General features: G+C 68.9%; 6 protein-coding genes. All 6 read left to right on the forward strand.

Annotation, left to right across the window (positions count from 1 at the left end):
• Window positions 1-503: ABC transporter ATP-binding protein (locus ABZ885_RS34000; RefSeq protein ID WP_360197417.1), on the forward strand; the 503-nt coding region annotated here is incomplete at its 5' end.
• A gap of 196 nt (window positions 504-699) precedes the next feature.
• Complete coding sequence (locus ABZ885_RS34005) at window positions 700-2,322, forward strand: ABC transporter substrate-binding protein (protein ID WP_360197420.1); 1,623 nt, start codon at window positions 700-702, stop codon at window positions 2,320-2,322.
• A gap of 87 nt (window positions 2,323-2,409) precedes the next feature.
• Entirely contained in the window at window positions 2,410-3,336 is a 927-nt protein-coding gene (locus ABZ885_RS34010; RefSeq protein WP_360197423.1) for an ABC transporter permease, read from the forward strand.
• A gap of 76 nt (window positions 3,337-3,412) precedes the next feature.
• The gene (locus tag ABZ885_RS34015; protein WP_360197433.1) at window positions 3,413-4,330 is read left to right on the forward strand and encodes an ABC transporter permease; all 918 of its coding nucleotides are present in this window, start codon (window positions 3,413-3,415) and stop codon (window positions 4,328-4,330) included.
• 15 nt (window positions 4,331-4,345) lie between these two features.
• Window positions 4,346-5,398 (forward strand): ABC transporter ATP-binding protein, encoded by a 1,053-nt coding sequence (locus ABZ885_RS34020; RefSeq protein ID WP_360197426.1) that lies wholly within the window; start codon window positions 4,346-4,348, stop codon window positions 5,396-5,398.
• Window positions 5,388-5,821: ATP-binding cassette domain-containing protein (locus tag ABZ885_RS34025; protein WP_360197429.1), on the forward strand; the 434-nt coding region annotated here is incomplete at its 3' end. The genes ABZ885_RS34020 and ABZ885_RS34025, both read left to right, overlap by 11 nt.

Consider the following 5,821-nt stretch of genomic DNA (forward strand, 5'->3'; position numbering starts at 1 on the left):
CGCTCAAGCCCGAGATCATCATCTGCGACGAGCCGGTCTCCGCCCTGGACGTCTCCGTCCAGGCGCAGGTGATCAACCTGCTGGAGCAGCTGCAGGACGAGTTCGCTCTCTCGTACATGTTCATCGCGCACGACCTCTCCATCGTCCGGCACATCTCCGACCGCGTCGGCGTGATGTACCTCGGCAAGATGGTCGAGATCGGCTCCGACGAGGAGATCTACGAGAACGCCACGCACCCGTACACCCAGGCGCTGCTCTCCGCGGTGCCGGTGCCGGACCCGACGGCGCGCGAGTCCCGTGACCGGATCATCCTGACCGGCGACATCCCCTCGCCGGCCAACCCGCCGTCCGGCTGCCGCTTCCGCACCCGCTGCTGGAAGGCGGAGGAGCGCTGCTCCACCGAGGTCCCGCTGCTGGCGGTGCCGGAGGTGCTGACCGGCGCGGCCAAGCACCAGTCGGCCTGCCACTTCGCCGAGGTGCGGGAGACGGCCGCCGCCGTCTGATCCCGGAGCGTTCCCCGGAAGGGCCCGCGGCTTCCCGCCGCGGGCCCTTCCGCGTTCCCCGCCCCGGGGCCTCCCACCGCTGCGTCAACTCGTGGAGGGGTGCCGTGCACCCATCCGGGGGTACCCGACTCGCGCCGCCTCGAAGGCGCGTTTCTCATGGGGTGTGATGCGACACACACCTTGAGGAGGGACCTCCATGCCCGCAGCCACCCGTGCCCGCTGGGTCCTCGCCGGTGCGACATCCGTGGCCCTGGTGGCCAGCGGGTGCAGCAGTAGCGGCGGGGGCGGCGGCGGTTCGTCGGACGCCAGCAAGACCTTCAGCTACCAGAGCAGCGAGCCGCAGAACCCGCTGCAGCCGGCGAACGCCAACGAGACCGGTGGCGGCCGCATCATCCAGAACCTCTTCAAGGGGCTGGTGGACTACAACCCCAGCAACGCCCAGCTCCGGATGCAGGTCGCCGACGCGATCGACACCTCCGACTCGCAGACCTACAACGTGACGCTGAAGTCCGGCTGGACGTTCCACGACGGCACCCCCGTCCAGTCCCAGAGCTTCGTCGACGCCTGGAACTGGGGCGCGACCAGCACCAACAACCAGATCAACAGCTCCTGGTTCTCCGACATCGAGGGCTACAAGGACGTCCACCCGGACAGCGGCCAGCCGACCGCGACGAAGATGTCCGGGCTGACCGTGGTGGACGCCACGCACTTCACCATCAAGCTGAGCGGCAAGGTCTCGTACTTCGAGTACAAGCTCGGCTACATCGCCTTCTCCCCGCTGCCGAGCGGGTTCTTCAACGACCCGGCCGGGTACGGCCAGAAGCCGGTGGGCAACGGCCCCTACCAGTTCGTCAGCTGGGACCACAACCAGCAGGTGGTGACCAAGACCTTCGCGAACTACCAGGGCGTGGACAAGCCGAAGAACGGCGGCGTCGTCTTCAAGATGTACAACACGGCGGAGGCCGCCTACGCCGACCTGCAGTCCAACAACCTGGACGTGATGGACCAGGTGCCGCCGTCCGCACTGGCCACGTACAAGAGCGACCTCGGCGACCGGGCGATCGACTCCCCGCAGGGCGCCATCCAGAACCTCGGCTTCACGCTGTACCAGCCGGAATGGGCCCCGCCGGAGAAGGCGCTGGTCCGCCAGGGCATCTCGATGGCGATCGACCGCGACACCATCACCAAGACGGTGCTCCAGGGCTCCCGCGCCCCCGCCAGCGCCTGGGTCGCGGACGGCGTCCAGGGGTACAAGGCCGGCCAGTGCGGTGAGTTCTGCACGTTCAACCCGGACAAGGCCAAGCAGCTGATCGCCCAGGGCGGCGGCGTCCCGAACAACAAGCTGACCATCACCTACAACGCGGACGGCGGCCACAAGGAGTGGGTCGACGCGGTCTGCAACTCGATCCGGCAGAGCACCGGCGTGGAGTGCGTCGGCGACCCGAAGCCCGACTTCAAGACCGCCCGGGCGGCGATCACCGGGCACCAGATCGACGGGATGTTCCGGACCGGCTGGGTGCAGGACTACCCGCTGAACGCCAACTTCCTCGCCGACGTCTACCGCACCGGCGCCGCGTCCAACGACTTCGGCTACAGCAACCCGCAGTTCGACCAGCTGGCCACGCAGGCCGACCAGGCCCCCAGCGTGGCCGACTCGGTGACCGGCTACCAGGCGGCCGAGGCGGTGCTGCCCGGCGGCATGCCGGCCATCCCGCTCTGGTACTACCGGACCAACTCGGGCTACTCCACCAACGTCCACAACGTGACGTTCGACTCCTTCGGCAACCCGGCCTGGACCCAGGTCGAGGTCAACGGCTGACCAGGCCCCCGCACCGGCCCCGCCCTCCCCGCACGGAGGGCGGGGCCCGGGCACTCGACCCACCCGGTCCCTAGGAAGGAGGCTCTGATGGGCAGTTACGTGCTGCGGCGGGTGCTGCAGATGATCCCGGTGTTCATCGGCACCACGCTGCTGATCTTCCTGATGGTCTACACGCTGCCGGGCGACCCGGTCTCGGCGCTGTTCGGGCAGAAGGCCGCGGACCCCGCGGTGGTGGCCAACCTCAAGCACAAGTACTACCTCGACCAGCCGATCTGGAAGCAGTACCTGCACTACATGGGGAACCTCTTCCAGGGGGACTTCGGCACCAGCTTCACCGGCCGCTCGGTCAGCGACATCATGGCGGACGCCTTCCCGGTCACCATCCGGCTGGCGCTGCTCGCCTTCGGCTTCGAGATGATCTTCGGCCTCCTCCTCGGCCTGGTGTCCGGCCTCTGGCGGGGCAGCATCCAGGACACCCTGGTCCTGGTCCTCACCCTGGTGGTGATCTCGATCCCGGTCTTCGTGCTGGCGTACCTCGCCCAGACGATCTTCGCGACCAACCTCGGCTGGGTCACCCCGACCGTGCAGGACTCCACGGACATCTCCCAGCTGATCCTGCCCGCGATCGTGCTGGGCTCGCTCTCCCTGGCGTTCGTCGCCCGGCTCACCCGGACGTCCATCGGCGAGAACCTGCGGGCCGACTACATGCGCACGGCCGTCGCCAAGGGCCTGCCGCGGCGGACCATCGTCACCCGGCACCTGCTGCGCAACTCGCTGATCCCGGTGGTCACCTTCCTGGGCACCGACCTCGGGGCGCTGATGGGCGGCGCGATCGTCACCGAGGGCATCTTCAACGTGCAGGGCATCGGCAACGTCCTCTACCGGGCGATCAACCAGAAGGAGGGGCCCACCGTGGTCGGCATCGTGACCGTCCTGGTGATCGTCTACCTGGTCGCCTCCCTGATCGTCGACCTGCTCTACGCGGTCCTGGACCCGAGGATCCGCTATGCCTGACCTCCACGACGAGGGCGACTTCGAGCCGCACCCCAAGCCCGGCGTCGACCACCTGGACTACGCCGGCGAGCAGGGCATGGCGGTGGAGCAGGAGACGCTGGTCGAACCGGACGCGGAAAAGCGCGAGGAGGCACGGAGCCTCTGGGGCGACGCCTGGCGGGACCTGCGGCGGCGGCCGATCTTCCTGATCTCGGTGGTGCTGATCGTGCTGCTGGTCCTGATGTCGATCTTCCCCTGGGCCTTCACCGACGCCAACCCGCGCCAGGCCGACCTGGTGCACGACTACCTCAAGCGGCCCGACTGGACGGACTTCTTCGGCGCTGGCTGGTTCGGCTACGACGCCCTGGGCCGGTCGATCTACGCCCGGGTGATCTACGGCGCCCGCGCCTCGATCACCGTGGGCATCTTCGTCACCGCCGGGGTGACCCTGCTGGGCGGGCTGGTCGGCATGACGGCCGGCTACTTCGGCGGGGTCCTGGACGCGGTGCTGTCCCGGATCGTCGACATCTTCTTCGGCATCCCGCTGCTGCTCGGCGCGCTGGTCATGCTGAACGCCTTCTCCGCCCGGCGGACGGTCTGGAGCGTGGTGATCGCGCTCGTCGTACTCGGCTGGACGCAGATCGCCCGGGTCATGCGCGGCGCGGTGCTGACGGTCAAGCAGTCCGACTACGTGGTCGCCGGCAAGGCACTGGGGGCGGGCACCACGCGGCTGATGTCCCGGCACATCCTGCCGAACGCGGTCGCCCCGGTGATCGTCGTCGCCACCATCGCGCTCGGCGGCTACATCGCCACCGAGGCCACGCTGAGCTTCCTCGGCATCGGACTGCAGGACCCGACCATCTCCTGGGGCATCGACATCTCCTCGGCCCAGAAGGTGATCCGGACGGCCCCGTACGTGATGTTCTTCCCGGCCGCGGCGCTCTCCATCACCGTGCTGGCCTTCATCATGATGGGCGACGCGGTGCGCGACGCCCTCGACCCGAAGCTTCGCTGAGCGAGGGGACGCATCGTGACTACAGCTGTGGACAGCACCAAGCCCCAGCGGGAGGCGCCGTACGAGGGGCCGCTGCTCGACGTCCGGGACCTGCACGTCGAGTTCGTCACCCGGGACGGGGTGGCGAGGGCGGTCAACGGCGTCGACTACAGCGTCAGCGCCGGGGAGACGCTCGCGGTGCTGGGCGAGTCCGGTTCGGGCAAGTCGGTCACCGCGCAGGCGATCATGGGGATCCTGGACATGCCGCCGGCCCGGATCCCCCGGGGCGAGATCCGGTTCCGGGGCCAGGACATGCTCCGGATGGGCAAGGAGGAGCGGCGGAAGATCCGCGGGCAGAAGATCGCGATGATCTTCCAGGACGCGCTCTCCTCGCTCAACCCGGTGCTCAGCGTGGGCTTCCAGCTCGGCGAGATGTACCGCGCCCACCACGGGATCTCGCGTAAGGAGGCCAAGGGGAAGGCCGTCGAGCTGATGGACCGGGTGCGCATCCCCGCGGCCGGGCAGCGGGTGAACGACTACCCGCACCAGTTCTCCGGCGGCATGCGCCAGCGCATCATGATCGCGATGGCGCTGGCCCTGGAGCCGGATCTGATCATCGCGGACGAGCCCACCACCGCGCTGGACGTCACCGTCCAGGCCCAGGTGATGGACCTGCTCGCGGAGCTGCAGGCCGAGTACCACATGGGGCTGATCCTGATCACCCACGACCTCGGCGTGGTGGCCGACGTCGCGGACAAGATCGCCGTGATGTACGCGGGGCGGATCGTCGAGACGGCCCCGGTGCACGACCTGTACGCGCGCCCGGCGCACCCGTACACCCGTGGCCTGCTGGACTCCATCCCGCGGCTGGACCAGAAGGGCCAGGAGCTCTACGCGATCAAGGGCCTGCCGCCCAACCTGCTGCGGATCCCGCCGGGCTGCGCGTTCAACCCGCGCTGCCCGCGGGCGAAGGACATCTGCCGGGCCGAGGTGCCGGAGCTGTTCCCGGTCACCGAGGACGACGGCACCGAGCTGGCCGGGCGGGGCAGCGCCTGCTTCTTCTGGAAGGAGACGCTCCATGACCGGTAACGGGGCCAGTGCGCTGGGGGCGGCGGTGCCGGAGGAGGCCGCGTTCGCCCACGAGGTGCGGCGCGGCGAGCCGATCCTCGAAGTCCGGGACCTGTTCAAGTACTTCCCGCTGACCCGGGGCATCCTGTTCAAGAAGCAGGTCGGCGCGGTGAAGGCGGTCGACGGCGTCTCCTTCGACCTGATGCAGGGCGAGACGCTCGGCATCGTCGGGGAGTCCGGCTGCGGGAAGTCCACGCTGGCCAAGGTGCTGATGAACCTGGAACCGGCCACCGGCGGGTCGGTGCGTTACAAGGGCGAGGAGATCTCGCACCTGACGGGAGCCGGGTTGAAGGCCGTCCGCCGGAACATCCAGATGGTGTTCCAGGACCCGTACACCTCGCTGAACCCGCGCATGACGGTCGGCGACATCATCGGGGAGCCGTT

Origin of the sequence: Kitasatospora sp. NPDC047058, from assembly GCF_040643935.1 — a bacterium.
Taxonomy (GTDB): Bacteria; Actinomycetota; Actinomycetes; order Streptomycetales; family Streptomycetaceae; genus Kitasatospora.